This is a genomic window from Bordetella genomosp. 8, assembly GCF_002119685.1.
In the GTDB taxonomy this organism is placed as follows: Bacteria; Pseudomonadota; Gammaproteobacteria; order Burkholderiales; family Burkholderiaceae_B; genus Bordetella_C.
In genome coordinates this window covers 3,580,386-3,606,863 of sequence record NZ_CP021108.1, presented here as the reverse complement: position 1 = coordinate 3,606,863, position 26,478 = coordinate 3,580,386, and the positions used below count along the sequence as shown (strand labels likewise).

The window sequence follows — 26,478 nt, the reverse complement described above, 5'->3', positions numbered from 1 at the left end:
CCCATGACCAGTCGTACGCCCATCCCGCCCAGGCCGGACAAGCGCGGCGGCCGCGACCGGCGCGACCTGAAGGCCTTGATCTGCGTCGTCGTGCTGCTGCTGGTGGCGATGCAGGTGGCCAGCAACTATGTGCCCGACTACGTGATGCCGTCGCCGGAGGCGATCGCCAAGGCCCTGGCGGGCCTGTTCGGCACCGATCTCTTCCATGTCGCCGTGACGCTGGCGCGGCTGGCCGCCGCCATCGTGTTTTCGGCGCTGGCCGGGGTGATCATCGGCTTGCTGATGGGGACGTCGCGGCGCATCGGCCCCTATCTGAAGGCCGTGGTGATCATCGATACCGGGATACCCGCGTTGTCATGGATGCTGCTGGCGGTGTTCTGGTTCAAGGATCCGGAAGCGCGGATATTTTTCATCCTGGCCGTCATCCTGATGCCGTTCTATGCGCTGAACGTGTACGAAGGCGTGCGGGCCTTGTCGACGGAATGGGTCGACATGCTGGAAAGCTTTCGTCCTTCGCGTTGGCAGATGCTGCGCTTCCTGGTGGCGCCGCACATCATCCCGTACATCTTCCTGACCACCAAGTCGGTGATCGGCTATGCGATCCGGATGGTGATTTTCGCCGAGCTTGTCGCGTCCGCCATCGGCATAGGCTCGCGCATGAGTTTCGCGCAGTCCACTTTCCGCATCGACCAGGTGATGGCCTGGACCTTCCTGCTGGTGATGCTGAACCTGGTATTCCAATGGCTGGCCGGCTGGGCGGAACGTCGCTTCCTGGGCTGGCGCAAAGAGGCACAGGTGCGCTGATGAATCCTGACCTGAACACCATCATTGCCCTGCGCGATGTCGTCAAGCGCTTCGGCAGCCACACGGCCATCGACCATCTGACCATGGAAGTGATGGAAGGCGAAACGGTGGCCCTGCTGGGCCAGACCGGGGCCGGCAAGAGTACGGTCATGTCCCTGCTGATGGGAACCTCCGTGGCCGACGCCGGCTCGGTACAGGTGGCCGGCGTGGATCCCGCTGAGGATTTCGAGGCCTTGCGCGGCAAGCTGGCCGTGAGTTTCCAGACCGATCGCCTGCTGCCGTGGCGCACGGCGCAGGAGAACGTCGAGCTGGGGCTGCTGCTGCTGGGCGTGCCGAAAAAGCAGGCCCGCCAGCGCGCGCGGGACTGGCTGGCGCGCGTCAAGTTGCAGGATGCCTGCGAGAAATACCCGGTCGAGCTGTCGGGCGGCATGCGGCAGCGCGTGTCGCTGGCGCGGGCGCTGGCGGTCGATCCGGCCCTGGTGCTGCTGGACGAGTCGTTCAGCCAGCTCGATCACGTGACCTCGCAGACGCTGCGGCGCGACTTCGCGGAGATCGTCAGGGAGCAGCACAAGACCTGCGTGTTCGTCACCCACCGCATCGAGGACGCGCTGGAGATCGCCGATCGCATCCTGGTGCTGGCGGCGCCGGCGCGCGTCGCCCTGGAGCTTTCCATCGACGCACGGCAGCGCGCCGACCCGGCCTGCATGGCCGACATGCACCACTTGATAGAACGGGCCATCGGCGGCGATTCCGCGCCACAGGAGGCGCCGTCCACCTATAACCACACGCATTGAACAGCGAGTATCCGATGAAGACGAACACCGAAGACATCATGGTCGAGCGCGTCGAAGGCTGGTTGGAAGTCACCTTGAATCGCCCGGAGAAGATGAATTCCCTGCGCGAGCAGACCGCGCAGGAAATCATGGACGTACTGAACGAGGCCGAGGCGGCGCGCGACGTGGCCGCGATTCTTCTGAAAGGCAGCGACAAGGCCTTCTGCACCGGCATCGACACCAGCGAATTCACCATCGGCGACAACGAGTATTTCGACTTCTACCGCAAGCGGCGGCGCCAGCGCAAGGTCAACCGGCTGTTCCGCGAGTTGCCCGCGTACTCCAAGCCCATCATCAGCGTCATCGAGGGCTATGCGCTGGGCGGCGGCCTGGAGCTGGCCCTGGTGTCGGACATGATCGTGGCTGGCGCCAACGCGAAGTTCGGCCTGCCCGAAATCCGCCTGGGCATGATGCCAGGCGGCGGCGGCACGCAGACCCTGCCGCGCCTGATCGGGCCCGCGCTGGCCAAGGAGCTGATGTGGACCGGCCGGCGCCTGGCTGCCGCCGAAGCGCGCGAATATCGCCTCGTCAACCACGTTACCGAGGCGGGCCAGGCGCTTGAAAAGGCGCGCGAGCTGGCACGCACGATAGGCGGCAATGCGCCGCTGTCGGTGATGTTCACCAAGGCGATGATCGATCGGGGGATGGACCTGCCCCTGGCCGAAGGCATGGCGGCGGAAGGGGATGCTTCCTTCATGCTGTATTTCACGCGCGACCGCGCCGAAGGACTGTCGGCCTTCCGCGAGAAAAGAACGCCGGATTTCCGAGGAGAGTAAGAGCATGAAGAAGAGGGATATGGTGATCGCCGGTTATGCGGAGACGGCGGTGGGGTTCAAGACGGGGCGCAGCGCCTACGACCTGGCCGGCGAGGCCCTGGACCAGTTGCTGGAGCGTACCGGGATAGACAAGAACGAAATCGACGGCCTGTCGGTGACCACCGCCTTGTCCGAGGCCCAGAACCCGTTCTTCGCGGTGTACATGACCGAAGCCCTGGGCTTGACGCCCACCTGGCTGAACTATGGCGGCATGGGCGGCTGTTCCGCCACCGGCGGCGTGGCGCGGGCCATGTCGGCGATCCGCGATGGCATGTGTTCCCTGGCCGTCGTCATGTCGGCCGACGCGCCGAGCAGCGACTGGCGCTCCAACTATGGCGCGTATCGGGGCGAATTCCAGGACCCTCCGGGCGTGCAGGGACCGCCGGCCAGCTTCGGCCTGCTGATGAGCCGCTACATCCACCAGTATGGGCTGGACCCGCAAGCCCTGGGCAAGATCGCCGTGACGCAGCGCGCTCACGCCTTGCACAACCCGAACGCGCTGAAGAAGTTCCAGAAGCCGCTTTCCATGGAGGAGTACATGGAATCGCGGGTGATCGCCGATCCGTTGCGGGTACTGGACAGCGTGATGTTCTGCGATGGCGCGAACGCCTTCATCGTGACCAGCGAAGCCAACGCCAGGCGGCTGGGGCTGAAGAACATGGTGTATCCGGTGGCGTATGGCGAAGTCACCAATTTCAACGGCTCGGATCCGCTGGCCGATATCACGCACACGGGCTTCAGCAAGATCGGGCCCGAGGTCCTGCGGCGCGCCGGGCTGAGCCCCCGGGACGTCCGCATGTTCCAGCCCTACGACGATTTCACCATTGCCGTGATGATGCAATTCGAGGCCTTCGGCTTCTGCGAGCGGGGGGAGGGGGCGGCGTACACCCTGCGCACGGACCTGTCCTTCGAGGGCGACCTGCCCCTGAATACCGGGGGCGGCCAGATTTCCGCCGGGCAGCCGGGCCTGGCCAGCGGCGGCTTGAACCTGGCCGAGGCCGTGCGCCAGATGTTCGGCGAAGGCGGCAGCCGGCAGGTGAAGGACCCGGGCAACGCCCTGGTCACCGGCATAGGCGTGATTCCCTACGGCCGCAACTGGGGCACCAGTTCGGCGATGGTACTGGAGGCATGAAGACCATGAACGACAACACAGCCACGAGCACCCCCACGCGTCCCATCCCCAGGCAGGGCGTCTATGTCGATACCCAGCCGTTCTGGGAAGGCATCGCGCGGGGCAAACTGGTGCTGCAATACTGCACCGTCGCGCGGCGCTTCCAGCACTATCCGAAGCCGGTCAGCAGCTATACGGGGCGCCGCACGCTGGAATGGCGCGAGGTGTCCGGCAAGGGCGCCATCTATGCCGCCACCGTGGTGCGCATACCCGGGCCGGGCGTGGAAGGCCGCATCCCCCTGTGCGTGGCCACGGTGGAACTGGACGAAGGCGTGCGCATCATCGCCAACGTGCTGAACTGCGCGCCGGGCGACCTGGCCGTGGGCAAGCGCGTCAGGCTGGCCATCGACCATCTGGCGCCCGACCATCCCTATCCGGCGTTCGAACTGGAATAAGGCAAGATCATGCGGCTAGAACAATTCCTGGCGGCGCATGCGCTGCGCTTTCCGTCGAAGACGGCGGTGAAATGCGGCAAGCAGTCCCTGACGTACGCGGAGCTGCTGGCGACCTCGCGCTCGCTGGCGGCCGGCATGCGCAGGGCGGGGGTGGGGCCGGGCGATCGCGTGGTCGTCTACCTGCCCAACTGCGTCGAGATCGCGCAGGTGCTTTATGCCGCCTTCTGGCTGGGGGCGCTGGTGATACCGGTGAACACGCGCAACACGGTGCGCGAACTGGCGTACTTCGCACGGGACAGCCAGGCGCGGATGCTGGTGTTCCACGCCGACGACGCGGCGAACATCGACGCGGTGCAGGAGGAGTTCAGGGGTCTGTTGCGGGTCGTGGTCGGCGATGGCAGCGGTCACACCGATGGCGCCGATGGTCCTGGCCAGGGCGCCGGCGACGCAGCCGGCCACGCGCAATCCCTGGCCGCGCTGATGCGACCCTCCGACGAACGCCTGCCCGACCCGCCGCTGCATCCCGACGACGCCATGATCATGTATACGTCGGGCACGACCGGGCAGCCCAAGGGCGCGATCCTGACGCATGCGAATTTCGTCATCGGCAATGCCTTCGCCAATGCCGTGGAGTGGGGCATCACGGCGCAGGACGTCTTCCTGGTCACGACCCCGCTGGCGCACCGCACCGGCCTGGCGCGCCTGATGAATTCCATGGGCCTGGGCGCGACGCTGGTGGTGATGGAACGCTTCGACGCGCAGCAGGCGGTCGACACCATCGAGCGCGAAGGGGTGACGGCGGCAGGCATGGTCCCCACCGTCGCGCGTATGCTGATGCCGGTGCTGGAGGAACAGGCCGCGCGCTGCGCCAGCCTGCGCCACATCATCGTCACGGGCGAAGCCTTTCCCGTCGAACTGAAGCGCCGGATGATAGAAAAGCTGCCGCGGGCGCGGCTGCATTCCTTCTTCGCCATGACCGAGGTCGGCTCGGTCACCGTGCTGAATCATGAAGAACAATTCACCCATCCCGGGTCGGTGGGACGCGTGTCGCCCGGCGTGGAGGTCAAGCTGGTCGACGACCGCGGGCAGCAGGTATCCGTGGACGACGTGGGCGAAATCCTGGTGCGCGCCGGCGAGGCCGGACGCTTCACGACCATGCGCGGCTACTTCGGGCGGCCCGAGGCAACCGCCGAAACCATCGTGGAAGGCTGGGTGCATACCGGCGACATGGGCCGCTTCGACAGCGACGGTTACCTGTATATCGTCGATCGCAAGAAGGACATGGTGCTGAGCGGCGGCTTCAACATCTACACCAAGGAGGTCGAGCAGGCGTTGGCGGAACATCCGGCCGTGGCGGATGTGGCGGTGGTGGGCGTGCCCGATTCCATCTATGGCGAGGCGGTGGCCGCCTTCATCGAGCTGCGTCCCGACGCGGCGCTCACCGTGGAGGCCATCCAGGCCCATGCGCGGGAACGAATCGCCAGCTACAAGAAGCCCAAGCATGTGTTCTTCGTCGAGACGCTGCCCAGGAGCGGCGTCGGCAAGGTGCTGAAGCGGGATCTGCGCGAGATGGCCCTGGCCCGACTGGTGCGGGCGGCATGATGCTCAGGGCGGAGACACCGGAACAGGCGGCGTTCCGCCTGGAAGTACGAGACTGGCTGCGCGAACATGTGCCGGCATCGTTGCGCCACGCGACGTTCCGGCCCGCCCCCGACGAAGCCATGCAATGGTACCGGACGCTGTCGCGGCGTGGATGGATCGCGCCGCATTGGCCGCGCGCGCATGGCGGCATGGGCGCCACGCCGATAGAGCAGCTAATCCTGATGGAGGAGATGGCCATCGCGGGTACGCCGGACATCCCCACGCAGGGACTGAACCATATCGGCCCGCTGTTGATCGCGCGTGGCACGCCGGCCCAGCAGGCGCGGCACCTGCCGGCCATCCTGGCGGGCGATACGATCTGGTGCCAGGGCTATTCCGAACCCGGCGCGGGATCGGACCTGGCGAGCCTGGCGACGCGGGCCGAGCCGCGCGACGGCAAGCTGGTGATCAACGGCCACAAGATCTGGACCACCTGGGGCCACCATGCGGATTGGATGTTCGCCCTGGTGCGCACCTCGAAGGAAGGCAAGCCTCGCGACGGCATCACGTTCGTGCTCATCCCCATGGATACGCCGGGCATCCGGCGCCGCCCCATCCGCACCATCGCGGGCGACGACGAGTTCGCGGAAGTGTTCTTCGACGATGTCGCCGTCCCGCTGGAAAACGTCGTGGGCGAGCTGAATCGTGGCTGGGACGTGGCAACCGTCGTCTTGAGCGAGGAACGCCTGCGGATCGGCTCGCCGGCACAGGCGCTGCGGGCCCGCGAGCGCTTGCGCATGATGCTGCGCGCGACGCCGACGGATGACGTGCCGGCTTGCCTGCGGGAAGAAGCCGCGCTGGCCGAGGTGGAGGTACAGGCCCTGTGCGCTGCCTACCTGGAAGCCGCCGAGGCCGGGGGCGCGCGGGAAGGCGGCGTGGACAGCGCCTACCTGAAACTGCTGGCCACCGATACGGTGCACATGCTGCTGGACCTGGCGCGACGCGTGGCCGGTCCCGCGGCGGCGTTGCGCGACCCCGTGCGTCATGGCGACGACCTGCTGGAGGCCACGCAGATGTTCCTGCAGGCGCGCAGGCTGGGGATCTATGGCGGCAGCAGCGAGGTGCAGCGCGGCATCATCGCGACACGGGTGCTGGGCTTGCCGCCCGCGGGGAGCAAGGGATGAACAACGACTTCGCCGAGCAATTGCGGATGATAGGCGAGAGCGCCGCGCACTATGCTGCGTCGCGGGCGGGCCCCGCGGCCGCGCGGGCGGTCCATGAAGGCCGCCCGGCCTGGGATAGGGCGGCCTGGCGGGACATCGCCGGGCTGGGATGGTTCGGGATCGCCGTCCCCGAGGAACGGGGTGGCCTGGGATGGTCCGCGGCGGCGGCCGCGATGGTGGCGCAGGAGGCCGGGCGCGCGCTGATGATGCCGCCGGTCAACACGGCCATGGCCGTGGCCGGCGTCCTGGCGCATGGCGGCGAAGCGGCCCAGGCTGTTCTTGCCGAGGTGCTGGTGGGTGAATCGCTGGTCGTATCGGCCGCTGTTGCCAGGCGACAGCATGACGACTGCGTCGCCATGCTGGTTCCGGATGCGGGCGCGGCGACGCACTGGCTGCTGGCCACGGGCGAGGGCGACGCTTTCGAGGCCAGGCTGCTGCGCAGGAATGCGCCGGGTACCCGGCATGAGCCGCGAGTGGCGGTCGACGGGAGCGAGCTGGCCGATATCCATATCGACGCGGCGGCTTGGCGGGAAGCCCCTGTGATGCTGCGTGGGGCTCCGGGCATGCATGCGTGGCGGCAGGGCCGCCACCTGTCATGGTTGCTGGACGCAGCCTACTTGAGCGGCCTGACGGAAGAGGCATTGAAGCTGGCGTTGGACTACATGCGCCTGCGCAGGCAGTTCGGCGTGCCCATAGGCAGCTTCCAGGCGCCGCAGCATCGCGCCGCGATGTGCCATGTCGATAGCAGGGCCAGCCGCGCCCTGGTGTTCGAGGCCGCGCGGGCATGGGGAGGTGCGCGGGAAGGCTGGGCGGCCGCGGCGGCCCAGCATCGTGCGGCGGCGTCCGCCCTGCGCGTGACCGAGGAGGCCATCCAATTCCACGGCGCCATCGGTTTCGCGGACGAACACGATGCCGGGCTGTATCTGAGACGGGCGATGACCGTGGCCGCACGCCATGGACGGGACGTACGTCGGGTGCTGATGGACGTCAGGCCACCGCCCGGCGCCGGCGGGTAGCCGACGCGGTCCAGGCGAACAGGTGGTTCTCGTAGTCGCGGGCTTCCTGCTCGGCGGCACGCCGGTCCTCCGGACATTCGACCGGATCCGTCGCGTCCGCGGTGGATGCGGCGTCAGGGATGACGGCTGGATGCACAAGCACGCGGACGAACCGCACCATGGTATCGAAAACACGCTGCCATAGCCCGACCGGCTGGCGTGGATCCGCCGTGCCGGGCGAGGGTGGGTCGATGCGGGCGTCAGTGCCCGCGTCGGTGCCCGCGTCAGTGCTTGCATCAGTGCGTTCGGGAATCGCGCGGCGCTGCCGGCCGCCAGCCGCCGCGCTGGCCGGCGGTACTTCCATGACCGACCGATCCTCCGGGCCGTGGCCCGTATGGCAGGGCGCGACGAGGGTCCCGTTCAACGGCAGCCTCATGCGATCCACGACGACCCGCGCCTTTGCCTTGTCGGCCGTCGTAGGGTCGCATGCCGGATCGAGCGGGTCCTTGCTGAGCGTGTGGACCAGCCGTTCGTATGCCAGCGTGCCTTGCAGATCCGCGCCACGTATCTTGCCAGCGGCGTCGGGGCGGACATCGTTGAGCGGCTTCATCGTGTAATAGCACTGGGTGGGGCCGGCGTTCCGGTCTGAGGCCATGCCGTCGCGGCGGAATCGGCCCTGGGGCGCGGGCAGTGCGGCGGGCACGGCGTCGAACGAGGCGGCTGCATGGGCAGGTTCGAAGCCGTGCCCGGCTGGCACGAGCGGAGCAGGGTTCGCGGGGATCGCGGCGGCGCCGAAGGCAAGCGTTGCGGAAATGCTCACTTGTGACTCCTTACAGTGGTCAGTGGCGACGGCTGAGTGCGGGACCCTCCTTTTAAGTTCCTGTATACAGGGGCGGTACGATAGGCGGGGTATTTCGCATGCGGCAAGGAGTCAGCTGTGCTGATCGTCGAGGATCTGTACAAATCGTTCGCCACCGCGCAAGGGCCTTTGCCGGTGCTGCGCGGGGTGAACCTGCGGTTGGATGCCGGCACCAGCCTGGCCCTGACGGGAGAATCCGGCAGCGGCAAGAGCACGCTGCTGCACCTGGTCGCAGGCCTGGAGACGCCGGATGGCGGACGCGTGCTGGTCGACGGCGTGCCCTTGCATGCCCGTGGTGAAGCCGGCCTGGCGCAGTGGCGCAGGACAGGCATCGGCCTGGTCTTCCAGCAGTACAACCTGATCGGCAGCCTGGACGTATCGAGCAACCTGGGTTTCCAGGCGCGTCTGGCCGGCCGCCACGATCCGGCCTGGATTGCGCATCTTGCGCAGCGGCTGGGCTTGACCGCGCTGCTGTCACGCTATCCCGAACAGCTTTCCGGCGGGCAGCAGCAGCGCGTGGCGATCGGCCGCGCCTTGGCTGGCCGGCCGGCGCTGGTGCTGGCCGACGAGCCCACCGGCAGCCTGGACGAGGCCAGCAGCGACGCGGTCCTCGACCTGCTGCTCGAGCTGGTGCGCGACGCGGGCAGCGCCCTGTTGATGGTGACCCACAGCGCGCGGCTCGCGGCACGGCTGTCGCACCAGCTGAGGCTGCACCTGGGCCAGGTGTGCGATGACGGCGCGCCGCGGCGGGCGATATCGGGCGATCCGCGATGAAAGCCTTCCTGTCATGCATGCGGGCCCTGGCGAGCCATTGGCGCCGCCACCCGTTGCAGTGCGCCAGTATCGTCTGCGGGTTGTGGCTGGCGACCGCGCTGTGGAGCGGCGTGCAGGCTTTGAACGCGCAGGCGCGCCAGGATTACGCGCGCGCCGGCGCGGTGCTGGCGGGTCCGGCGCAGGCGCAATGGCTGCCGCGGCGCGGCGGTTATCTCGACCAGGACGTGTACGTGCGGTTGCGCCTGGACGGCTGGCAGGTATCGCCGGTACTGGAAGGACGCCTGCGCTTCGCCGGCGATCCGCCCGTGGCGCTGCGCGTGCTGGGCATCGAGCCCTTGAGCCTGCCCACCGGCAGCGTGGTGGGCGGTCAGGCCATCACCGCATTCGACCTGGGCAGCTTCATCGGGCAGCCTGGCCAGGCCTGGGCCGGGCCGGACACCCTGCGGCGGCTGGCGATGCGGGAAGGCGACCAGCCTGTCACGATGGACGGCGAACGGCTGCCGCCGCTGCGGCTGCAGCCGGGGCTGGCGCCAGGCATCCTGGCGATGGATATCGGCCATGCCCAGCGGCTGCTGCACGCGCCCGGCAGGCTGTCGCGCCTGCTGCTGCCCGGCAAGGCGGCGCCGGCGGTGCCGGCGGCCTGGGCGGACGTGCTGGCGCCGGCGCCCGACGCGGAAGATCGCGACGACCTGGATCGCCTGACCGCGAGCTTTCACTTGAATCTGGCAGCCCTGGGGATGCTGGCCTTCATCGTGGGCCTGTTCATCGTGCATGCGTCCATCGGCCTGGCCTTGGAACAGCGGCGCGCGCTGCTGCGGACGCTGCGCGCCCTGGGGATCAGCCTGCGCATGCTGATGGCGGCGCTGTCCCTGGAGCTGGGCCTGTTCGCGGTGCTCGGCGGCCTGGCCGGCGTGGCGAGCGGCTACCTGCTGGCGGGCCTGTTGCTGGGCGATATGGCGGCCAGCCTGCGCGGCCTGTACGGCGCGGAAGTGGCCGGACGCTTGAGCCTGCCGGCGTGGTGGTGGCTGGCCGGCGTGGGCATGACGCTGCTGGGCGCCTTGGTGGCCGGTGCGGGCAGCCTGGTACGCGCCGCGCGCCTGCCGCTGCTGGCGGTGGCGCGTCCCCAGGCATGGCGCGCGGCGCAGGCCGCGTGGGAGAAACGCCAGCTACTGGTGGCGGGCCTGTTGATCCTGTTGGCGGGGGCCTGCGGCATCTGGGGAGACAGCCTGGCGAGCGCGTTCGCCATGCAGGCGGCAATCCTGCTGGCGGCCGCGCTGTTATTGCCGTCCGTGCTGGACGGCATGCTCGCGTGGAGCGCGCGGCGCGCGCGCGGACCGCTGGCTTCCTGGTTCGTCGCCGACAGCCGACAGCAATTGCCGGCCTTGAGCCTGGCATTGATGGCCTTGCTGTTGGCGCTGGGCGCCAGCGTCGGCGTCGGCAGCATGACGGACGGATTTCGCAAGACCTTCGTGGGCTGGCTGGACCAGCGGCTGTCCGCCGATATCTACCTGAATCCGCGCGATAGCGCGCAGGGCGTGGACGCGGTGGCGTGGCTGCGCGCACAGCCCGGCGTGCGCGCCGTGCTGCCGCAGTGGCGCGCGACCACGCACGTGCGTGGCTGGCCGGTGGAGTTGCAAGGCGTGATCGATGATCCCGAGACCAGGCGCCAATGGCCCTTGCTGGAACGGACGGCCGACGCGTGGGAGCGGCTGGCGGAGGGACGTGGCGTGATGATCAGCGAGCAGCTGGCGCGGCGCCTGCGTCTGCGCCTGGGAGACCGCCTGGCCCCGTTCGGACCCGCGGCCGGACCGGGCCAGGCGTCGCCTACCTATACGGTGGGCGCAATCTACGCCGACTACGGCAATCCACGCGGTCACGTGCTGATGCAGGCCGACGCGCTGCGCGGCCAGCTCGCGCAGGCGGCCGTGCGCAGCGTCAACGTCTACGCGGCGCATGACCGCCTGCCCTCGTTGCGTGCCGCATTGGAACAGCGCTATGGCGCCGACGGCATGCAGGTGGTGGACCAGGCATCGATCAAGCTGTGGTCCACGCAGGTGTTCGAGCGGACCTTTGCCGCCACCGGTGCGTTGAACGCGCTCACCTTGGGCGTGGCGGGCATCGCCCTGTTCATCAGCCTGCTCACCTTGAGCCAGAGCAGGCTGGCGCAACTGGCGCCGTTGTGGGCCCTGGGCGTCGCGCGCCGCAAGCTGGCCTGGCTGGCGCTGGGCCAGGTACTGACGCTATCCGTGCTGACCGTGCTGTGCGCCATGCCGCTGGGTGTGTTGCTGGCGTGGACGCTGGTGGCCATCGTGAACGTGCAGGCCTTCGGCTGGCGGCTGCCTTTGTATGTGTTCCCGGCGCAGCTGGCCGGCCTGGCGGCCTTGGGCCTGCTGACCAGCCTGCTGGCCGCGGCATGGCCGATCTGGCAGCTGCGGCGCCGCCAACCGGCCGATCTTCTGAGGCAGTTCGCCCATGAGTCCTAGCATCGTCACAACGTGCTCCAAGGCGCTGGCCGCGCTGCTGGCGGCGGCCGCGCTGTGCATGCTGGCGGCGTGCGATGATGGCAAACCGGCCGCGTCCGGCGCGGGCTATGCCGGCCTGGGCGCCGAGGCAGCCGCCTATGCCCAGGTGCAACGGGGCAAGCCGTTGCGCTTCCCGGCGGACCATGGGCCGCATGACGGTTATCGCATCGAATGGTGGTACGTCACCGCGGATCTGCGGGATGAGGACGGCCATGACTGGGGCGTGCAATGGACGCTGTTCCGTTCGGCGCTGCGTCCGGGCGCGGACCAGGCGGGATGGGAAAGCGCCAACGTCTGGATGGCGCACGCGGCCTTGACCGATGCTAACGCCCATCAGTTCGCTGAAAAACTCGCGCGCGGCGGTATCGGCCAGGCAGGCGCGCAGGCCGCGCCTTTCCGTGCCTGGATCGACGATTGGTCGCTGCAAGGACCGGACATGGATAGCCTGACGATGCAGGCCCATGGCAAGGACTTCGGCTATCGGCTGTCCCTGCGCAGCCAGGGGCCGCTGGTGCTGCACGGCGACGCCGGCTACAGCGAAAAGTCGGGCGAAGGACAGGCCTCTTACTACTACAGCCAACCTTTCTACGCCGTCAGTGGCGAGATCGAAAGGGCCGGCAAACGCCATCGCGTGCAAGGCCGCGCCTGGCTGGACCGGGAGTGGAGCAGCCAGCCGCTGTCAGCCGATCAGCAGGGCTGGGATTGGTTTTCCCTGCACCTGGCCGACGGCGCCAAGCTGATGCTGTTCCAGGTGCGCCAGCAGCAGGGCGCGCCGTATCGCGCGGGTACCTGGATAAGCGCGGACGGAAGCGCCACGCCGCTGCGCGGCCAGCAGATCAGCCTGGATCCACTGGCATGGACGCGGCAGGACGACGGCCGCGAGCTGCCGACCCGCTGGCGGGTCAGGGTGGCGGGCTTGCCCGCGGGTCCGGTGGACGTGACGGCAGCTGCCGTGCAGCCGCGCGCGTGGATGGCGACGTCCTTTCCGTACTGGGAAGGGCCGGTGCGATTGGCCAACGGCGGCGGCCAGCCGGGCGGGACCGGCTATCTGGAAATGACCGGCTATTGATTCCGACGGCTGTCATACCGGCTGGCTACAGTACGGCGCGAAGCCGCCAGGCCGTGCACGAACATGCGGGCATCCGCGGGCCCGTCGAAGAGCTATTCAGGCTTGATGCCTGCCTCCTGTACGACACGCTTCCAGCGCGCGGCTTCTTCGGTGACCAGCTTGCCGTAGCCGGCACTGTCGCGATAGGCGTTTTCCGCGCCCTGGCCTTTCAGGCGTTCCATCAAGGCAGGATCCTGCAAAGCCTTGCGCGCGGCGGCGTCCAGCGTTTGCAGGACTTGCGGCGGCGTGCCGGCCGGCGCGTGCAGGCCGACCCAGCCGAATACGGTGGCCTTGGGATAGCCCAGTTCGGCGACCGTGGGCACGTCCGGCAACAGGGCGATGCGCTGCGGGCTGGTGACGGCCAGGGCCCGCAGCTTGCCAGCCTGCACTTGCGGCAGCGCGGCGGGCAGCGAAGGCGTGGCGACCTGCGCTTCGCCGCTGACCGCGGCCATCAGGGCGGGACCCGCGCCCTTGTAGGGGATGTGGGTCCATTTCAGGCCGGTTTCCAGGCGCAGCGCTTCGCCGGCCAGGTGCAGCGGTGAACCTATGCCGCCGGAACTGAAGTTGATCTTGCCGGGTTCTTTCTCCGTGAGCGCGATCAGCTCCTTCAGCGAGTTCGCTTTCAGCGCGGGATTGACCAACAGCACATGCGGCACGGTGACGAACAGCGCGACCGCCTGCAGATCCTTGACCGGATCGAAAGGCATGCTGGGATAGAGACTGGGCGCGGTGGCGACGCTGGCGTCGCTGACCAGCAGCGTGTAGCCGTCGGGCGTGGCGCGCGCCACATAGGCCATGGCCGTCTGGCCGCCCGCGCCGGCCTTGTTTTCCACCACGATGGATTGCCCCAGGATGGGCCCCATGGCCTGCGCCAGGTTGCGCGCGATGACGTCGGTGGTGCCGCCGGGCGGGTAGGGCACCACCCAGGTGATGGCGTGGTCGGGGTAGCCGGCGGCGTGGCCGGCCTGCGCGCCAGCCAGCATGGCCAGCGCCGCCAGCCAGCGCAGGGCGCGTGGCCGCTTGCCTGATGGAGGTCGGTTGAAAGACGCGCGAGCGGGCGTGCGGGGTGCGGCATTGGTCATGAGTGTCTCCTTTCTTGTCTGGCCTGCTCCGGTCGCATATATGCCGCCGGATTGTGATGTGGCCTTTCTTCGCCGATTATCTGCCTGGCTCGGCAACCTCGTACATCAATGCATAGATGCCGCAGGCTTCTTCCGTCCAGCCGGCGGCTTGCAGTGCCGGCGTGGCGAAGAGATCGGCGCGCAGGGCATGCAGGTCTTCCGGTCGCGTGGCTTCGATGAAGACCACGTGCTCGACCTTGGCGTCGCCCACGCCGGTCACGCGCACGGCATCCATGCGGGCGCGGACTTCCGGCGCGGCCTCCAGGCTGTGCGCGCCGACGATGGCGTGCCGCGTCATCGCTTGCCGCAGGCTTTGCTCCAGCCAGCCGTGGGCGGCGGTGCTGTCCGCGCCGGCGCGCAGGCGCAACCGCAGACTCAGGGTCACCGCGCCCAGGCCGCGGCCATGCGTGGCGCGTACGCGGAAGGTGTTGCGCGCGACGTTGGAAAATCCCGCGCGGATACGCTTGGACTGGTCGCTGATCTTGCCGACCAGGCTCAGGTAACCGTGGCTGGCCAGCGCATCCGGCGTGTCGGCTTCGAACAGGGTCAGATAGCGCGGCGCGCCTTCCAACGCCTGGAAGCGCCGCGCGCGGCGATAGCCACCGATGTCGATGCGTTCGGGCATATGTTCGACGATGTACCAGGCGTCGGTTTCCTTGTCCAAGGCGGGATCGACGTCTATCCACAGCGCGAGCGCGCCGCTTCCTATCATTGCTGCCATTGCGATTCCTATCGGTAGTTTCTTTTGGCGGCTGCGTTCAGTCGACCTTGATCCCTGCTTTCTTGATCAGCGCCGACCAGCGCGCGTAATCGTCGCGAATGATGCCCGCGAACGCCTGCGGTGGCGTGTAGGTGGTCTCGGCGCCAACGGCGGCGAACTTCTGCTGGATGCCGGAATCGTCGGTCGCCTGCTTGAGTGCCTGCGCCAGTCTGTCGATGACGGCCGGCGGCGTGCCGGCCGGCGCGAGCACGCCGTTCCATGTGGTGACGACGACGCCCGGCAGGCCGGATTCCTTCACCGTCGGCAGGTCGGGCAGCGCGGGGGAGCGCTTGTCGCCGGTGACCGCCAGCGCATGCAGTTTGCCGGCCTTGATCAGCGTGATGGCCGAAGGCAGGGTGGCGAACATGGCATCGACGTGCCCGCCGCTCAGGTCCACCAGCGCGGGGCCGCCACCCTTGTAGGGAATGTGGGTGACCTGCACCCCGGCCTCGCCCTGATAGAGTTCGGCGGTCAGGTGGTTGGTGCTGCCCAGGCCGGAAGAAGCGAAGGTCAGGCTCTTGGGCTTGGCCTTGGCCTGCGCGGTCAGGTCGGCCAGCGTGGCCGTCTTGACGTTGGGGCTGACGACCAGCACGTTGGGGAACTGCGCGACGATGGAGACCGGCGCGAAGTCCTTGGTCGGGTCGTAAGGCAGCGTGCCATACAGCGTCGGGCTCATCGCGATTTCATTGGTCGTCCCCAGCAGCAGCGTGTAGCCGTCGGGCGCCGAATGGGCGACGAAGGCCGCGCCTATGGTGCCGGTGGCGCCGCCGCGGTTTTCCACGATGACGGGCTGGCCCAGCGTGGTGGACAGCTTTTCCGCGATGGGTCGCGCGATGATGTCCGCCACGCCGCCGGGCGGGAAAGGCACGATCAGGTGGATGGGCTTGTCCGGATAGGACTGCGCCGATGCCGCGATGGGCAGCAGCAATGCCGCCGCCAGCCACGCGGCGCGTTTGAACACGGGTCCCCTCATGTCTGTCTCCTTTGTTGGCGATGACGCCGGTCTCGATGTTGTTGTTGCTTTGCTTGCGTTCAATCCGGCGCCAGCAGCGGCGTGAATTCGCGCAGGTCCTGGTATTCGTCCAGGCGAAGGACGGCGTCGCGCAGGGTGTGCGCCCGCATGTGCCCCAGCACGGGTTCGGCATAGCCCAGGAACTTGGCGGTCAGTGCTTCGTCGCTCAAGGGCAGGCGCGGATGGCCGGGCGGGTACGGGCACAGGCGCAGCAGCACCTGGCCATCGCGCGGATGGAGTTCGATGCCGCCGCCAGCGGCCTGCGGCCAACGCGTATCCAGGTCGGGGTCCTCTTGCAGCTCGACCTTGCCGAGCAGGCCGCGAAGGACCGGGTCCCGCAGCACGTGATCCTGGAACTGGGCGTCGCCGCAGGCGCCATCGCGCAGCGCCACCGCCGCGCAGAAATAGAAGCTGTGCTGCGCGCTTTCGATGCCGGCGGGATAGCGGCGGTCCGGGTGCGCCGACGGCGTACGCAGGGCGAAGCTGGGCAGGCGCACGACGATGCGCTCGATGGCATCGAAGGCCGGCAGGCCCTGCCGATGCAGATCGATCGCGGCCCATACCGGCGCGGATGCCGTGGCGACCACGGGGTAGGGCTTGATGCTGGTTTCCAGCAACCGGTAACGGCCGTCGAAGGGGCCGGTCAGCGCGGCGGCATCCAGCTGTTCGCCCGTCTGTCCGGCCACGGTCGCGGCCCAGCCGTTCTGGCCTTCCACCAGCGCCAGCGGGCCGGTCATGCCGTGGCCCGCCAGCAGCGCGGCTTCCACGCCGGCCTTGGCGACCCAGGCTTCAGCCGTGGCCTTGATCATGGAGATGGCGCCGCTTTGCAGTTGCGCCAGCGTGTTCTGGTGGCTGCCCGCGATGGCCATGGCGTGCGCCGTGCCGGCCGCGTCCAGGCCCGCCAGGCGTGCGGCCAGCGCCGCGCTGGAAAACTGCGCATTGGTGCCGTGGTGCCAGCCACGCCGCCACAACGAAGGTTCGCCCGCATGATCGGCCAGGCGCAGATGCACCTCGTACGCGGCCACCAGCGCGGCGATCAGCGCCTTGCCGCCCCGGCCCTGGCGTTCCGCCATCGCCAGCGCCGGCGCCAGATTGCCGCTGGGATGCGCGGGATCGCGGCCGAAGTAATAGTCGTTGCAGTCCAGATAGCGCAGCAGGCCGCCATTGACCAGCGTGGCCAGTGCCGCGGAAGTCCGACGGCCGCTGCCGATCAGCGTGGCCTGCGGCGCGCCGCCCGCGTCGTCCGCGTAGCGGCGCAGCGCGACGGCGACGTCGCTGTCCATGGCGCCGAAGGCGCAGCCCAGCGTGTCCAGGATCAGGCGCTTGGCGTAGTCGATGACCTCGTTCGGCAGCGCTTCGTAGCGGACGTCATGGACGAACGCCGCCAGCTGTTGCAGTACGGTCGGGGCGGAAGGCGCGGCCATGGCAATCAGAACGCGAAGCGGCTGGAGCCGCCATCCACGGGGATGACGGTGCCAGTGACGTAGCGCGCCTGGTCGGATGCCAGGAACAACGCCACCGCGGCGATTTCCTCCGGTTCGCCGAAGCGGCCCACGGGGATTTCCGCCTGGGCATACTCGCGCTCGCTTTCGGGGGTGGGGTAGCGCTTGGAAATCTGTTCGCTGCGGATACGGCCCGGCTGCAGGCAGTTCATGGTGACGCCGTAAGGCGCGACTTCACGCGACAGCCCCTTGGACCACACGTGCACGGCGGCCTTGGCGGTGAAGGCGGCATTCAGCATGCGCGGTTCGGACGTGCCGGTGAAGGTGACGATGCGGCCCCAGCCGTTCTGCTTCATGCCGGGCACCACGGCATGCGTCAGTTCGCGGATGCGGAAGAAGTTCAGCAGCATGCCTTCGTGCCATTGGTCGCGCGTGGCTTCGAAAGGGACGGGGCGGCTGGCGCCGGCGGCATTCATCAAAATGTCGACGCGGCCCAGCAGGCGCTGCGCTTCCGCGGCGACGCGGTCCGGGGTGGCCTCGTCGTAGAAGTCCGCCGCCAGGGGAATGATCTTGCCGCCTTTGCCCTGCCTGGCGACCTGTTCGGCGATTTCCGCGGCGCTCTGTTCGACCAGCTCGACGCGCCGGGCCACCGCGACCACGTTGGCGCCGGACAGGGCCAGCATGCGCGCCGTCGTGCGGCCGATGCCTTGGCTGGCGCCCGTGACCAGGGCGGTACGTCCTTCGAAATTCAGTTCCATGGTGTCTCTCTGCCTGGAAGGTTGGGCCGGCGGTGCCGGCGTAGGGGCGTTGCGAGGCGCCGCGCCCGGCGTTATTCTTTTGTCTCATTGAGTGAGACATATGTCCGTTTAGTGATAATTCTGCGGGAGGCCGATACGTCTTGTCAACGCCAAGCGCTTATCGGTGTGCGGGCGGGGTGGGCTTCCGGGGGCGGGTTCTACAATGCCGCCCGAACCATCAAGGCATGCGGAGCACGATGAAAGCGAAGACGACGGCGGGCGATACGGCGGGGTCAGCAGCGGGGGAAGCCAAGGAAACCAGCACGGTCAAGCGCATCCTGCTGCTGCTGCAGTGCCTGGTGGACCATCCCGGCGAATCGGCGCAGGCGCTGGCGTATCGCCTGAATCTGCCGCGCAGCACGGTGCATCGCCTGCTGGCCACGTTGCGGGACAACGATTACGCCGGCCATGAGGCCGGCGGCACTTTCGGCCCGGGGCTGGAGATCTATCGCATGGCCGCCAAGCTGGGCGGCCACATGCCGTATCGGCGGCTGGCCGAACCCTATCTGCAGCGCTTGTCCGAACGTTTCCACGAGACGTCTCTGCTGACGTTGCTGGAGCGCCGGCAACTGAAGATGTTCCACGCCGCCAGCGGATCGCCCGACGATCCCATGCGCTACAACATCCGGCTGAACGTGCTGGAGCCCCTGGTCTGGGGCGCGACGGCGCGCGTGATCCTGGCCCATCTGGGCGCGGCGGAAATCGACGCGGCGATCGCGGCCAGCGGCCCGTCGCCGGTGCAGGGCCTGGCGCCCGACCCGGCGGAGATCACGGCCGCCCTGGAACGCATACGCATCGACGGCCATGCCGTCACGTATTCGCACCGCACGCCCAATACCGTCGGCGTGGGCGCGCCATTCTTCGACGCGGAAGGCCAGGTGGTGGGCAGCCTGGGATTCCTGATCCCCACCTTCCGCTGGGAGCACGCGGACGTCGAGGGCATCATCGCCGCCTTGCGCGAAGCCGCCGGCACCCTGTCGGCGCAATTGGGGTATCGGGCGCCGCAAGCGTCCTGACGCGGCGGCTGATCGGATTATCCTGATTCCGGAGCAGCTGTTTTCGCGCGGACGCGCTTTTTCCATCGGCCGCGCGGCGGACATAATGCCGCCCATCATCCTGAAGCAGAGGTCATCATGAAAGCCATCGTCTACGACCAGGCCGGCCTGGAGCCGGAAGATCCCCGCGCGCTGTACGACGCAGACGTCGCCGTGCCCACGCCGGGCACCCGCGACCTGCTGGTGCGCATCCACGCCATCGCCGTCAATCCCGTCGACACCAAGGTGCGGCGCGGCATGGCCCCGGACGGGCAGCGCATCCTGGGCTGGGACGCCGCCGGCGTGGTCACCGCCGTCGGTGCCGGCGTGACGCTGTTCAAGCCCGGCGACGAGGTCTTCTACGCCGGCTCGCTGGTGCGCCCCGGCTGCAACGCGGAGTACGCACTGGTCGACGAGCGCATCGCGGGGCACAAGCCGGCCACCCTGGACTACGCCAACGCGGCCGCGCTGCCTTTGACCGCGATAACCGCCTGGGAATTGCTGTTCGATCGCCTGGGCGTGCCCGAAGGCGGGGGCGCGGACCAGAGCCTGCTGATCGTCGGCGGTGCCGGAGGCGTGGGCTCCATCCTGACGCAGATCGCCAGCCGGATGACGCGCATGACCGTCATCGCCACCGCGTCCCGCCCGGAAACCCAGGACTGGGTGCGGCGCCTGGGCGCGCACCACGTCATCGATCATCATCGGGGCCTGGTGGAAGAACTGAAGCGCGTCGGCGTTCCCGAGGTCACCCACGTGGCCAGCCTGACGCATACCGATACCCACTATTCGCAACTGATCGAAGCGCTGGCGCCGCAGGGCAAGCTGGGCCTCATCGACGATCCGGCGACCTTGGACGCCGTACCGCTGAAACGCAAGGCCATCTCGCTGCACTGGGAGCTGATGTTCACCCGTTCGCTCTTCCAGACGGGCGACATGATCCGCCAGCACGAAATCCTGGAGCGCGTGGCGCGCCTGGTGGACGACGGCACGCTGCGTTCGACGCTGGGCGAGCACTTCGGCCGCATCGACGCGGCTAATCTGCGCCGTGCTCATGCGGCGCAGGAAAGCGGCAAGGCGCGCGGCAAGATCGTGCTGGAGGGCTTCGGGGCCTGATGAGCCGGGCCTGGCCGGCCCGGCCGACAGATTGCCGAACAGGCCTAGAATGACGCTCATGGGCGGCTCGGGCCGCCGCTGCCGAACCGGAGCAGCCTATGAGTTTTTCCAGCGATATCGAATACGTGCCCGTCGAAGGCGAGGTGCGACAGTTATTCATCCTGCTGCATGGCGTCGGCGGCACGCCCGCGGACATGCGCGACCTGGCGGCCGCGGTGCGCCGCGCCTTTCCGCAATCGGCCATCGTGGTGCCGGCGGGTTTCGAGCCCTATGACGGCGCGGGCGAGGGTCGCCAGTGGTTTTCCACGCGCGGCATCGACGAACACAATCGCCCGGCGCGCGTGGCATCGGCCTTGCCACCCCTGGTGGAATACATACGCGCCGCGCAGCTGCGCTTTCATCTGCTGCAGACCGACACCGCGCTGGCGGGGTTCTCGCAGGGCGCCATCATGGCGCTGGAAGCCACCGCCGCGCACGACGGCCTGGCCGGCCGCGTGCTGGCGTTTTCCGGGCGCTATGCGTCCATGCCGCAAAGCCCGCCGCAATACACGACCATCCATCTGCTGCACGGCGCCGACGACAGCGTCGTTCCGGCCGACCACGCACGGCTGGCGCAGGCGAGGCTGGATGCCTTGCATGGGGATTCCACCATCGACATCGCGACGCGGGTGGGGCACGAGCTGCATCCAGCGCTGATCGAACGCGCGGTGGTGCGGCTGCAGACCTGCGTGCCGCTGCGCAGCTGGGAAGCGGCGCTGGGCCTGAACCAGGCGCCGCCGCCGGGGACGGTGCTGCATTGAAGGCACACCAGCGCCGCACTCGCGCGGCGCTAGTGCCGCGTGGTGGGTTCGTCCGCCGTCTGCCAGCCCCCGCCCAAGGCCAGGAATAGCGTGATCTGGTCGTTGGCCAATTGCGCCTGCGACGCGGCCAGCGCGCTTTCGTTGCTGGCCAGCGTGCGTTCCGCATCCAGCACGGTCAGGTAATCCGTCTTGCCGTACTGGTACAGCATGCGCGCCTGCCGCGCGGCTTCGGCGCCCTGGTCGCGTGCCGCGCGCAGCGACGCGTCGCGGTCCAGTTCGCGGGCGTAGTTCTCCAGCGCGCTTTCGGTTTCGCGCAGCGCGTTCAGCACCGTGGCGTCGAACCGCGCATACGCGGCGCGCGTGCCGGCTTCCGCTTCGGCGATACGCGCCTGTACCGCGCCCGTATTGGGGATGGTCCAGGAAATCAGCGGGCCGACGCTCCAGCTGAAGGTGCTGGCGTTGCCGAAATATTGCGCCGGGCCCGCCGAACCGGCCGACAGCCCCAGCGTGATCTTGGGATACAGATCGGCCGTGGCCACGCCGATGCGCGCGTTGGCGGCGGCCAGGCTGCGTTCGGCCTGGCGGATGTCCGCACGGCGCCGCAGCAGGGCCGCGCCGTCGCCTACCGGAATGGGCTGGCGCAGCGCTGGCACGGCGGCGCAGCCGGCCAGCTCGGGCGGGAACTGGGCCGGCGTATCGCCGGTCAGCGTGGCCAGTTGGAATAAGGACGTGCGGCGCTGCGCCTGCAGCGGCGGCAAATTGGCGCGCAGCTGCTCCAGCTGGCTGCGCGCGCGGGTCACGTCCAACGTGGTGCCGCGGCCCAGCCGCTGGAGCCTTTCGGTGGCCTGCACCGATTCGTTCTGCACGTCGACGGAATGCTGCGCCGACGCCAGCTGCATGCCGGCCGCGCATGCCGTGGTGTAGGCGCGTATGGTCTGCGCCGCCACGGCCGCGCGGGTCGCATCGTAGGCGGCCTGGGCCGCATCGCGATCGGCGCCCGCGGCCTCGATGGCGCGGCGGATCTGGCCCACCAGGTCCACCTGGTAGGAGATGCCCGCGCTGCCGCTGTAGGACCAGGCATTGGGCGGCCGATAATCGGGCGCCAGTTCCTGGATGCCCGACACATGCCCATACGTGGGCGAGGCGTTCAATGTCGCGGACGGCCGCGTCTGCGCCTGCGTTTCGCGCAGGATGGCATCGGCGCGTTCGAGATTGGCGGCGGCGACCCGCAGGTCGGTATTGGCGTCCATGGCCTTGGCGACGAGCGCATTCATGGCCGGATCGTCGTACAGCCGCCACCATTCGCCCGGTACCGCATTGGCCTGGAAAATCGCGCCACTGCCAGCGCTACTGAAAGGCGCCGACGCCGCCGGGCGTTCCGCAACGGCCGCATCCGGCACGTGGTAGTCGGGCCCGACGGTCGTGCAGGCGGCCAGCGTGGCCGCCGCGGCCGCGGCAAGGACGAAGCGTATGGCTTGCATGATGTCGTCCTCAGAACCCCTGCAGCGCCAGCTTGTCGCCGCCCACCAGCGACACCGTCGCTGTCTGGCCGGCGACCAGGCGCACGCCGTTGGGCACGTCGTCGATCTGCACGCGCACCGGGATGCGCTGGGCCAGGCGTACCCAATTGAAGTTGGGATTCACATTGGGCAGCATGTTGGCGGCGCTGCTGCGGTCGCGATCGGCGATGCCCATGGCGATGCTTTCGACGTGGCCGCGCAGCGTGCGCGGTTCGCCCATCAGCGCGATGGTCGCCACGTCGCCTTCATGGATGCGCGGCAGCTTGGTTTCCTCGAAATAGCCTTCGACGTAGAAGCTGGCGGAGTCCACCAGCGCCATCACGGGCCGGCCCGCCGCGGCATAGGCGCCGACGCGCAGGTCCAGGTTGGTGACACGGCCGTTCGTGGCCGCGACCACGCGGCTGCGCTCCAGGTTCAGGCTGGCTTCGTTCAGGGACACCTTGGCTTGCGCCAGCGCCGCTTCGGCCTGCTCGACGCGGGTCTGGCTCTGCTCGCGTATTTCCGCGGACACCAGTTGTCCCAGTTCGCGGTTGCGCCGCGCGTCGCGGTTCGCCTGCTGCAGCGCCACCGTCTGCGATCCGAGCGCGGCCTTGGCCTGGTCATAGGCCAGCTGGAAGCGGGCACGGTCGATTTCGAACAGCACGTCGCCGGCCTTGACGTCCTGGTTGTCATGCACCGGCACGGCGGTGACCAGGCCGGACACGTCCGGCGCGACCTGGACGACGTAGGCCTTGACGCGGCCGTCGCGTGTCCACGGCTCCAGCTCGTAGTGCGCCCACAGGTGGCGGCCGGCGATCACGGCGGCGACGACCAGCAGGGCGGTAACGGCGAATCGTGCCCATGCGAGCGGGCCAGGCAGGGAAGGAACCTTCATGACAATCTCGAAAAAACGTGCGGTGAGATCCAGACCACGCCGTACAGCAGCACGATGTACAGCGCCAGATCGAACAAGGCGGGATGCCAGACCAGCCGGTAGATGCCGGTGAGCGCCAGCAGGCGTCGCACGAACCACGCGACGCCCAGCGTCAAGACCGCCAGCACCAGCAGCCAGGGCATATAGATCCCGTAGAGGCTGACTTCACCGATCATGACGCGGCTCCTGGCTGGGCACCCGGCACGGCGGCGGTCGCGGTCGAGAACGCCGGCACGTAGTCGGATGCCTGGGGAAACAGCCCGCGCCTCAGGCCGACCAGCGCGACGATGGCGCGTTCGCGCGCCGAATTCGCGGGGGCGCCATTGACCCGTGCCAGGGCCTGATCGAGGCGCGGCAGGAACGTATCCGGCATGGCGTTGCGTCCGCGGATGCGGCCACGGAACCACTCCGCCAGGCAGGAAAGCACCGGCCGGATCGCCGCATCCGCGACAGGCAGTTCGCGGCGTGCGCGCTGCAGTTCGGCGATCTCGTTGCCCACGCGCAGGTCCAGCAGGGTGTCTTCTTCCACCGGCGCGTCGTTGATACCTCGCGCGGCCAGACGGGTGTAAAGCAGGCCGATGCGGTCCAGCATGCGCACGGTGTAGCTGTCGCCGGCGGGCGGACGGTCGGCCGCCGCCATGGCGGCCAGCTCGCGCCAGTTGGCCGCCTGGATGCGGCGGGCGCTGTATTCGCCGCTGATACGGCGCAGCAAGGCCGCCACCACGGCCGCGCTGCCCACGCCGATGATCTGCGCGATCATCGTGTCCATGAAGGACACCAGGTCGGCGGTGTTGGTATCGTGCAGCGCCAAGGTGCCGGAAAATCCGAAGAAAACCGCCATCGCCTTGCCCGTGTGCGCCGGACGCGCGATATAGACGCCGCAGACGAAGCACACCGGAAACATCGCCAGCGCCACCATTTCGAAGGAGTGGACAGCGGGCAGCACGACCAGCAGGTAGAGCGCGGATATAGGAATGGACACGACCGTATAGACCAGGAACTGGCGTATGCCCGGCACCGGGTCGTCCTGTGAGGCGAAGAAGCAACTGAATATCGCCGCCATCATGGCGGCGGTGGCGCCATTGGTCCATGCCGTGCCTATCCAGAAGGCGCAGACCACGCCGATCGCCACGGCGGCGGAAACCGACGACAGCAGGGCGATGCCACGATCGTGGTGCAGGGCGCGATTCGACGTCGCCGCGTGACGCGACATGCGGACCGGGGCGCCCGACAGGCCGGCCTGGATGTCGCGCCGCAGCGCGAAACCGCGTTCGCAATGGCCGATCAATTCGCGCAGCCGCGCCGCCAGGCTGACCAGCAGCAGATCGTGCCAGCCCGCGCCGGCGTCGATCTTGGGCGCCAGCTCATCCGCGCGCGCGCGCAGCGCCGCCGCCTGGGCGGGATCGCCGCGCCGCCCGGCTTCAACCCAGGCGGAGACGTCGTCCAGCAGCGCGGGTAGCGCGGCCGGCAGCGGACGTCCCGAGGCGCGCAGCGCCCGCAGCCGGTCTTCCAGCGACGATACCGTCGGCGTCAGGGCCGCCATGCGGTCCTGCATGGCGGTTACCGAGCTTGCCGTCCAGCGGATATTGCCGGTGTCATAGGGCACGTGCGTCGCCAGCAGGCGCAGCTGGGTAATGTCATTGGCCAGCGCGCGCCGGTCCTTGGCGCTTTGCGTGGCGGTGTCGCCGCGCAGGGCATCCTGCACCCAGAGCCGGGCGTCGCGCAGCGTCTGGTCCAGCTTGCCGATCACCGCGCCGCCGATGCCGCGGGGCAGGATGAGTACATGCGCCAGCATGGCGCAGAGGATGCCGGCGGTGATCTCTTCCACCCGCGCCAGGCCGGTATCGAACACCGTTTGCGGCGCCGTCACGCTCGGCAGGCCTATCATCGCGGCGGTATATCCAGCCAGCATGAACAGATAGGAGCGCGGCGTGCGGTCCAACACCGCCAGGTACAGGCAGACGCCCAGCCATAGCGACAGGGCCAGCACCATCAGCACGGGATAATTGGCGAACTTCGGCACCAGGTAGACCATTGCCGCGCAGCCGCAAAAGGTGCCGCCCAGCCGGAATATCGCCTTGGAGCGCACCGCGCCGGCCCAGGGTTGCGAAACGATATAGGCGGTCGTCACGGCCCAGAACGGGCGCGGCAGGTCGATGACCATGGAAAGATAGAGCGCCGCCATCGCGCCGATATAGGCCTTGACGGAAAACAGCGTCTCCTCCGCGGTAGGCAGTTTCATTGCCCACGCTCCCGCCGGACGGCACTGACCGGAATGGGTTCGATGTGCGCGAGCGAGACCTTGATGCTTTCGAATACGCGCACGCAAGCCTCGGCATCGGCCGCGTCCACGCCGCGGAAGACCTGGCGGCGCAAATGCACCAGCATCTCTTCCACGCGGGCACGCAGGGCGTGGCCGGCCTGCGTCATGTGCAGCGTCTTGGCGCGGCGGTCCAGCGGATCCTCGCGCCGTTCCAGCAGGCCGGCGGCTTCGAGCTGATCCACGAGACGTACGACCGAAGGGCCTTCCACGCCCATGGCGTCCGCCAATACTCCCTGGCGCACGCCGTCGCCCAGCCGGCCCAGCCAGATGACCGGCCAGGCAGTGGCCTGCGACAGGCCGTAATCGGCCAGGGCTTTATCCGCCGCGGCGCGGTAGGCGCGGTGCAGGACCAGCAGGTGGCTGGTCATCGCCGCGAGGCAGGCATCGGTGGGCTTTTTCATGAAAAGGATTATATGTTAATTAATAGTATCCTATCTATTTTGACGGCGGTCCGCGCATGGGAAACACTTTTCCACGATCAGGCTTGTTCCTGGCGGGGCCGCACGCTACTCCGATCCGGAGCGCATGCGGCGGGCCTGGAGTGTGCAGAAGGGCGGCGGCCC

At 68.5% G+C, this 26,478-nt stretch carries 25 protein-coding genes; 14 read left to right on the top strand and 11 right to left on the bottom strand.

Annotated elements, in window-relative coordinates; all coding sequences use genetic code 11:
* Positions 1–3 precede the first annotated feature (3 nt).
* The 8 genes from CAL12_RS16300 to CAL12_RS16265 are packed head-to-tail and all read left to right on the top strand — an operon-like array spanning position 4 to position 7,838.
* The gene (locus tag CAL12_RS16300; protein WP_198298255.1) at positions 4–804 is read left to right on the top strand and encodes an ABC transporter permease; all 801 of its coding nucleotides are present in this window, start codon (positions 4–6) and stop codon (positions 802–804) included.
* Positions 804–1,598 (top strand): ABC transporter ATP-binding protein, encoded by a 795-nt coding sequence (locus tag CAL12_RS16295; RefSeq protein ID WP_086065597.1) that lies wholly within the window; start codon positions 804–806, stop codon positions 1,596–1,598. Before CAL12_RS16300 ends, CAL12_RS16295 begins: the two co-directional genes overlap by 1 nt.
* Positions 1,599–1,612: 14 nt before the next feature.
* Positions 1,613–2,413, top strand: coding sequence for an enoyl-CoA hydratase/isomerase family protein (locus CAL12_RS16290; RefSeq protein WP_086067931.1), 801 nt, complete (start codon positions 1,613–1,615; stop codon positions 2,411–2,413).
* A gap of 4 nt (positions 2,414–2,417) precedes the next feature.
* Positions 2,418–3,584, top strand: coding sequence for a thiolase family protein (locus CAL12_RS16285; protein WP_086065596.1), 1,167 nt, complete (start codon positions 2,418–2,420; stop codon positions 3,582–3,584).
* Positions 3,585–3,589: 5 nt separating this feature from the next.
* Positions 3,590–4,018, top strand: coding sequence for a Zn-ribbon domain-containing OB-fold protein (locus tag CAL12_RS16280; RefSeq protein ID WP_086067930.1), 429 nt, complete (start codon positions 3,590–3,592; stop codon positions 4,016–4,018).
* Positions 4,019–4,027: 9 nt separating this feature from the next.
* Entirely contained in the window at positions 4,028–5,620 is a 1,593-nt protein-coding gene (locus CAL12_RS16275) for a class I adenylate-forming enzyme family protein (protein ID WP_086065595.1), read from the top strand.
* Positions 5,617–6,783 carry an acyl-CoA dehydrogenase family protein gene (locus CAL12_RS16270; RefSeq protein WP_086065594.1) on the top strand — a complete coding sequence of 389 codons (1,167 nt, stop codon included), beginning with the start codon at positions 5,617–5,619 and terminating at the stop codon, positions 6,781–6,783. The genes CAL12_RS16275 and CAL12_RS16270 overlap by 4 nt, the downstream gene beginning before the upstream one ends.
* The gene (locus tag CAL12_RS16265) at positions 6,780–7,838 is read left to right on the top strand and encodes an acyl-CoA dehydrogenase family protein (protein ID WP_086065593.1); all 1,059 of its coding nucleotides are present in this window, start codon (positions 6,780–6,782) and stop codon (positions 7,836–7,838) included. The genes CAL12_RS16270 and CAL12_RS16265 overlap by 4 nt, the downstream gene beginning before the upstream one ends.
* Here the strand turns inward: CAL12_RS16265 and CAL12_RS16260 are convergent.
* A complete protein-coding gene (locus CAL12_RS16260; RefSeq protein ID WP_086065592.1) occupies positions 7,810–8,637 on the bottom strand; it encodes a hypothetical protein in 828 nt (275 codons plus the stop codon). The two genes, CAL12_RS16265 and CAL12_RS16260, sit on opposite strands and share 29 nt — an antisense overlap.
* A gap of 117 nt (positions 8,638–8,754) precedes the next feature.
* On the opposite strand from CAL12_RS16260, the gene CAL12_RS16255 reads away from it, so the two are divergent.
* The 3 genes from CAL12_RS16255 to CAL12_RS16245 are packed head-to-tail and all read left to right on the top strand — an operon-like array spanning position 8,755 to position 13,041.
* Positions 8,755–9,450 carry an ABC transporter ATP-binding protein gene (locus tag CAL12_RS16255; RefSeq protein WP_086065591.1) on the top strand — a complete coding sequence of 232 codons (696 nt, stop codon included), beginning with the start codon at positions 8,755–8,757 and terminating at the stop codon, positions 9,448–9,450.
* Entirely contained in the window at positions 9,447–11,933 is a 2,487-nt protein-coding gene (locus tag CAL12_RS16250) for an ABC transporter permease (RefSeq protein ID WP_086065590.1), read from the top strand. The genes CAL12_RS16255 and CAL12_RS16250 overlap by 4 nt, the downstream gene beginning before the upstream one ends.
* Complete coding sequence (locus CAL12_RS16245; protein WP_198298254.1) at positions 11,923–13,041, top strand: lipocalin-like domain-containing protein; 1,119 nt, start codon at positions 11,923–11,925, stop codon at positions 13,039–13,041. The genes CAL12_RS16250 and CAL12_RS16245 overlap by 11 nt, the downstream gene beginning before the upstream one ends.
* A 92-nt stretch (positions 13,042–13,133) precedes the next feature.
* Here CAL12_RS16245 and CAL12_RS16240 read toward each other — a convergent pair whose 3' ends face one another.
* The 5 genes from CAL12_RS16240 to CAL12_RS16220 all read right to left on the bottom strand — a co-directional run bounded on the left by CAL12_RS16240 (position 13,134) and on the right by CAL12_RS16220 (position 18,173).
* Positions 13,134–14,162, bottom strand: a complete 1,029-nt coding sequence (locus CAL12_RS16240; RefSeq protein ID WP_086065589.1) for a Bug family tripartite tricarboxylate transporter substrate binding protein — start codon at positions 14,160–14,162, stop codon at positions 13,134–13,136.
* Between the two features lie 76 nt (positions 14,163–14,238).
* Complete coding sequence (locus CAL12_RS16235) at positions 14,239–14,922, bottom strand: DUF4286 family protein (RefSeq protein ID WP_157793014.1); 684 nt, start codon at positions 14,920–14,922, stop codon at positions 14,239–14,241.
* A 37-nt stretch (positions 14,923–14,959) separates the two neighbouring features.
* Positions 14,960–15,934 carry a Bug family tripartite tricarboxylate transporter substrate binding protein gene (locus CAL12_RS16230; RefSeq protein WP_086065587.1) on the bottom strand — a complete coding sequence of 325 codons (975 nt, stop codon included), beginning with the start codon at positions 15,932–15,934 and terminating at the stop codon, positions 14,960–14,962.
* A gap of 59 nt (positions 15,935–15,993) precedes the next feature.
* Positions 15,994–17,397 carry an MmgE/PrpD family protein gene (locus CAL12_RS16225; protein WP_086065586.1) on the bottom strand — a complete coding sequence of 468 codons (1,404 nt, stop codon included), beginning with the start codon at positions 17,395–17,397 and terminating at the stop codon, positions 15,994–15,996.
* A 5-nt stretch (positions 17,398–17,402) separates the two neighbouring features.
* On the bottom strand, positions 17,403–18,173 hold the full coding sequence (locus CAL12_RS16220; protein ID WP_086065585.1) for an SDR family NAD(P)-dependent oxidoreductase: 771 nt from the start codon (positions 18,171–18,173) through the stop codon (positions 17,403–17,405).
* Between the two features lie 236 nt (positions 18,174–18,409).
* Between CAL12_RS16220 and CAL12_RS16215 the strand changes: the two genes are divergently transcribed.
* From CAL12_RS16215 to ypfH, 3 genes are all read left to right on the top strand, one after another.
* A complete protein-coding gene (locus CAL12_RS16215) occupies positions 18,410–19,228 on the top strand; it encodes an IclR family transcriptional regulator (protein WP_198298253.1) in 819 nt (272 codons plus the stop codon).
* Between the two features lie 117 nt (positions 19,229–19,345).
* Positions 19,346–20,359 (top strand): zinc-binding alcohol dehydrogenase family protein, encoded by a 1,014-nt coding sequence (locus CAL12_RS16210; protein ID WP_086065583.1) that lies wholly within the window; start codon positions 19,346–19,348, stop codon positions 20,357–20,359.
* A 98-nt stretch (positions 20,360–20,457) separates the two neighbouring features.
* Entirely contained in the window at positions 20,458–21,159 is a 702-nt protein-coding gene (ypfH, locus tag CAL12_RS16205) for an esterase (protein ID WP_086065582.1), read from the top strand.
* 29 nt (positions 21,160–21,188) lie between these two features.
* Here ypfH and CAL12_RS16200 read toward each other — a convergent pair whose 3' ends face one another.
* Genes CAL12_RS16200 through CAL12_RS16180 form a run of 5 tightly spaced genes read right to left on the bottom strand, consistent with a single transcriptional unit; the run spans position 21,189 to position 26,316 of the window.
* Positions 21,189–22,640: an efflux transporter outer membrane subunit gene (locus tag CAL12_RS16200; RefSeq protein ID WP_086065581.1), complete on the bottom strand. Its 1,452-nt coding sequence runs from the start codon at positions 22,638–22,640 to the stop codon at positions 21,189–21,191.
* A gap of 10 nt (positions 22,641–22,650) precedes the next feature.
* Positions 22,651–23,553 (bottom strand): efflux RND transporter periplasmic adaptor subunit, encoded by a 903-nt coding sequence (locus tag CAL12_RS16195; protein ID WP_086065580.1) that lies wholly within the window; start codon positions 23,551–23,553, stop codon positions 22,651–22,653.
* Positions 23,550–23,768 (bottom strand): DUF1656 domain-containing protein, encoded by a 219-nt coding sequence (locus CAL12_RS16190; protein ID WP_086065579.1) that lies wholly within the window; start codon positions 23,766–23,768, stop codon positions 23,550–23,552. Before CAL12_RS16190 ends, CAL12_RS16195 begins: the two co-directional genes overlap by 4 nt.
* Positions 23,765–25,834, bottom strand: coding sequence for an FUSC family protein (locus tag CAL12_RS16185; RefSeq protein WP_086065578.1), 2,070 nt, complete (start codon positions 25,832–25,834; stop codon positions 23,765–23,767). The genes CAL12_RS16190 and CAL12_RS16185 overlap by 4 nt, the downstream gene beginning before the upstream one ends.
* Positions 25,831–26,316 (bottom strand): MarR family winged helix-turn-helix transcriptional regulator, encoded by a 486-nt coding sequence (locus CAL12_RS16180; RefSeq protein ID WP_086065577.1) that lies wholly within the window; start codon positions 26,314–26,316, stop codon positions 25,831–25,833. Before CAL12_RS16180 ends, CAL12_RS16185 begins: the two co-directional genes overlap by 4 nt.
* Between the last annotated feature and the right edge of the window lie 162 nt (positions 26,317–26,478).

Coding starts and splice junctions, on each gene's coding strand:
- CAL12_RS16300 (WP_198298255.1), top strand. CDS start 4: ATGACCAGTCGTACGCCCATCCCGCCCAGGCCGGACAAGCGCGGCGGC.
- CAL12_RS16295 (WP_086065597.1), top strand. CDS start 804: ATGAATCCTGACCTGAACACCATCATTGCCCTGCGCGATGTCGTCAAG.
- CAL12_RS16290 (WP_086067931.1), top strand. CDS start 1,613: ATGAAGACGAACACCGAAGACATCATGGTCGAGCGCGTCGAAGGCTGG.
- CAL12_RS16285 (WP_086065596.1), top strand. CDS start 2,418: ATGAAGAAGAGGGATATGGTGATCGCCGGTTATGCGGAGACGGCGGTG.
- CAL12_RS16280 (WP_086067930.1), top strand. CDS start 3,590: ATGAACGACAACACAGCCACGAGCACCCCCACGCGTCCCATCCCCAGG.
- CAL12_RS16275 (WP_086065595.1), top strand. CDS start 4,028: ATGCGGCTAGAACAATTCCTGGCGGCGCATGCGCTGCGCTTTCCGTCG.
- CAL12_RS16270 (WP_086065594.1), top strand. CDS start 5,617: ATGATGCTCAGGGCGGAGACACCGGAACAGGCGGCGTTCCGCCTGGAA.
- CAL12_RS16265 (WP_086065593.1), top strand. CDS start 6,780: ATGAACAACGACTTCGCCGAGCAATTGCGGATGATAGGCGAGAGCGCC.
- CAL12_RS16250 (WP_086065590.1), top strand. CDS start 9,447: ATGAAAGCCTTCCTGTCATGCATGCGGGCCCTGGCGAGCCATTGGCGC.
- CAL12_RS16245 (WP_198298254.1), top strand. CDS start 11,923: ATGAGTCCTAGCATCGTCACAACGTGCTCCAAGGCGCTGGCCGCGCTG.
- CAL12_RS16240 (WP_086065589.1), bottom strand. CDS start 14,162: ATGACCAATGCCGCACCCCGCACGCCCGCTCGCGCGTCTTTCAACCGA.
- CAL12_RS16235 (WP_157793014.1), bottom strand. CDS start 14,922: ATGGCAGCAATGATAGGAAGCGGCGCGCTCGCGCTGTGGATAGACGTC.
- CAL12_RS16230 (WP_086065587.1), bottom strand. CDS start 15,934: ATGAGGGGACCCGTGTTCAAACGCGCCGCGTGGCTGGCGGCGGCATTG.
- CAL12_RS16225 (WP_086065586.1), bottom strand. CDS start 17,397: ATGGCCGCGCCTTCCGCCCCGACCGTACTGCAACAGCTGGCGGCGTTC.
- CAL12_RS16220 (WP_086065585.1), bottom strand. CDS start 18,173: ATGGAACTGAATTTCGAAGGACGTACCGCCCTGGTCACGGGCGCCAGC.
- CAL12_RS16215 (WP_198298253.1), top strand. CDS start 18,410: ATGAAAGCGAAGACGACGGCGGGCGATACGGCGGGGTCAGCAGCGGGG.
- CAL12_RS16210 (WP_086065583.1), top strand. CDS start 19,346: ATGAAAGCCATCGTCTACGACCAGGCCGGCCTGGAGCCGGAAGATCCC.
- ypfH (WP_086065582.1), top strand. CDS start 20,458: ATGAGTTTTTCCAGCGATATCGAATACGTGCCCGTCGAAGGCGAGGTG.
- CAL12_RS16200 (WP_086065581.1), bottom strand. CDS start 22,640: ATGCAAGCCATACGCTTCGTCCTTGCCGCGGCCGCGGCGGCCACGCTG.
- CAL12_RS16195 (WP_086065580.1), bottom strand. CDS start 23,553: ATGAAGGTTCCTTCCCTGCCTGGCCCGCTCGCATGGGCACGATTCGCC.
- CAL12_RS16190 (WP_086065579.1), bottom strand. CDS start 23,768: ATGATCGGTGAAGTCAGCCTCTACGGGATCTATATGCCCTGGCTGCTG.
- CAL12_RS16185 (WP_086065578.1), bottom strand. CDS start 25,834: ATGAAACTGCCTACCGCGGAGGAGACGCTGTTTTCCGTCAAGGCCTAT.
- CAL12_RS16180 (WP_086065577.1), bottom strand. CDS start 26,316: ATGAAAAAGCCCACCGATGCCTGCCTCGCGGCGATGACCAGCCACCTG.